This is a genomic window from Flavobacterium plantiphilum (genome assembly GCF_046000495.1).
Lineage (GTDB): Bacteria > Bacteroidota > Bacteroidia > Flavobacteriales > Flavobacteriaceae > Flavobacterium > Flavobacterium plantiphilum.
Genome location: NZ_JBELQA010000013.1, coordinates 5,427 through 7,234, shown reverse-complemented (window position 1 = coordinate 7,234; position 1,808 = coordinate 5,427). Strand labels below are relative to the sequence as shown.

Annotated in this window: 2 protein-coding genes; both read right to left on the bottom strand. The window is 34.3% G+C overall.

Features of this window, described 5'->3' with window-relative positions:
• Window positions 1-653, bottom strand: a 653-nt coding sequence (locus ABS764_RS16165) for a PorP/SprF family type IX secretion system membrane protein (protein ID WP_408082832.1), incomplete at its 3' end; no start/stop codon positions are given.
• 60 nt (window positions 654-713) lie between these two features.
• Window positions 714-1,808: DUF7507 domain-containing protein (locus ABS764_RS16160; protein WP_408082831.1), on the bottom strand; the 1,095-nt coding region annotated here is incomplete at its 5' end.

Below are 1,808 nucleotides of genomic sequence, written 5' to 3'. Positions count from 1 at the left end.
ACCATTTTAGTGAGTAAAGCGGGTTTGAATTTCAGGTTGTAATTTAAATCCATTACATAACCGGCAATTAAATAATAATTTAATTTTTCTTTATTAACTGCTATCTGATTATCAGCATACTGATTTGTCTCGATAAAATTAGGAATCGAAAACCCTACATACGCTTTATCTGAATGAAGGTAAATCCCTGCTCCGATATTAGGTGAGATTTCATTATCAAATCCCTGAAGTCTTTGATCATTACTTTCGGCAGGATTTAATTTAGTAATGTCTAAATTAAATAAATTTACAGAAGCTTTAAGACCAAAGGAAAGTTTAACATTTTCAGAAGTAGGAATGGTGTAGGATAGATCTGCTGAAAGCGTGTTGTCTGTTGTTGGTCCAATTTTGTCATTTATTATAGATACTCCCAAACCTAATCTGCTGTTGTTAAAAGGGGTGTTGATCGAAACAGCATTTGTAGTTGGTGCCCCATCTAATCCAACCCATTGACTACGATGTAAAGCAAATATACTCATTGCCCCTCTGGATCCCGCATAAGCAGGATTTACATTTATTGTGTTGTACATGTATTGTGTGTATTGTGCATCCTGTTGTGCATAACTCATCACAGCTGTAAACATCAAACTGATTAGTAATATTTTTGTTTTCATTTGACTTCGATTTTAAGAACCAGAGGCTTTTATACCTCTGGTATTAGATTGGAGTTTATATTATCTGGTAAGGTATAAGTATCCTTGTTTTTTATTAGGTATAATTTCACCTTGTAAACCAACAGCAGTATAGTTTAGGATGTAGAAATAAGTTCCGGCAGGTAATCCGGCTGATTTGTCTACGGTAACTCTGCCTTCAGAATAACCTTTGAATGCATTATTTACATTATCATATCCTTTGGTTTCATAAACTAATATTCCCCATCTGTTGTAAATCTCTACAGAATTTTCAGGGTAACAAAGCGGATTATCGATATTGTCAATTACAAAATTATCATTGGTACCATCACCATTTGGTGTAAATGTATTGTGAACTTCTATTTCTCCACAACCTAATACAAATGCTCTTTCTACTATTACAGTATCTGAACCGTTTACAGGTACATCATTAGGAGATAATGCGTTTACTGTAGCAGTATTTGTAATTGATTCGCTTGCTATATCAGTTTGACTTACATTATAAGTTTCAGTAAACTCTTTAGATTCTCCAACGGCTAAGTTTTCAATCGTACTGTTTAATCCTGTTAATGGATCTTTTACTTCAATTTGGTGTAAACTTACATTACCAGTATTGCTTACAACAATAGTATATGTAATTATTTCTCCTAAAGTATCATAAATCGTTTTATCAGCTGTTTTTGCCAGCGTAATCCCAGGATTTTGAGTTATTGGAGTAGTAGTAGGCGTATCATTGTCTACAGTAGTTCCGGAGATATCAGTTACATTGTTTCCTTTTGGATCTTGTGCTGTGGCCAAAGCAGTATTAGTTACTTTACCAGCATCAAGATCAGCCTGAGTAATTGTATAAGTTCCTTTAATTACTGTACTAGAAGCACCTGCAGCCAAAGTTGCAATAGGATTTCCTGTAATAGTTAATCCTACCATCGGATCAGTTATTACTATATTAGTCAGTGTTGTGTTTCCTGTATTGGTTACAGTAAAAGTATAAGTGATTATATCCCCTTTAACACCTGTTCCTGCAACACTTGCTGTTTTTACTAAAGCAATTTTTGAATTCTGAGGTATTTCTGTAATGGTACAATCAGCACATTCCGGATCTTTAGGACACGTAGTACAAGGCGTTGGATCAGTAGA